Source organism: Blastococcus sp. SYSU DS0510 (assembly GCF_054050835.1).
The window spans coordinates 1-707 of the sequence record NZ_JBJHAC010000059.1 but is presented as its reverse complement, the minus strand read 5'-3'; the positions used below and the strand labels follow the sequence as shown (position 1 = coordinate 707).

At 71.1% G+C, this 707-nt stretch carries 1 protein-coding gene and 1 rRNA gene; one reads left to right on the top strand and one right to left on the bottom strand.

Features of this window, described 5'->3' with window-relative positions:
- Positions 1-9 precede the first annotated feature (9 nt).
- Positions 10-126, top strand: a 5S ribosomal RNA gene (rrf, locus tag ACI79P_RS21690).
- Positions 127-307: 181 nt separating this feature from the next.
- Here the strand turns inward: rrf and ACI79P_RS21685 are convergent.
- A partial coding sequence (locus ACI79P_RS21685; RefSeq protein WP_456583129.1) for a hypothetical protein occupies positions 308-707 on the bottom strand: 400 nt, incomplete at its 5' end.

Genomic DNA, 707 nt, shown 5'->3' with positions numbered 1-707 from the left:
TCACAGAGTTACGGCGGCCATGGCGAGAGGGAAACGCCCGGCAACATTCCGAACCCGGAAGCTAAGCCTCTCAGCGCCGATGGTACTGCCCTGGAGACGGGGTGGGAGAGTAGGACGCCGCCGGACATACTTCACCGAACGGGGGTCAGAGCGAGTGCTCTGACCCCCGTTCGCTTTTTCCATGTCCGCCGCCGGCCGTTCTGGTCGTGTGCGGCGTCTAGCCAAGAGGTACCTAGAACAGATGACTGCTCCGCGACGTGGCCCTGGTGGGTCCGACTCCGGCCGAGGGCGACCGGCGTCCCGCGGCTCACGCCCTCAGGGTGATCGCCGAGGGGGTGGAGGCGCCGCCCCTCGCGGCGATGCGCAGGACCGGCGCCCGCAGGGCGACCGTCCCCAGCGCTCCGATCGCCCGTACGGTGACCGTGCGCAGCGGCCGCAGGGTGATCGTCCCCGTGGTGATTGGCAGGACCGGCGCCCGCAGGGTGACCGTCCGCAGCGGCCGCAGGGTGATCGTCCCCGTGGTGATTGGCAGGACCGGCGCCCGCAGGGTGACCGTCGGCAGGGTTCGGACCGCCCGTACGGTGACCGTCCGCAGCGGCCGCAGGGTGATCGTCCCCGTGGTGATTGGCAGGACCGGCGCCCGCAGGGTGACCGTCCGCAGCGGCCGCAGGGTGATCGTCCCCGTGGTGATTGGCAGGACCGGCGCC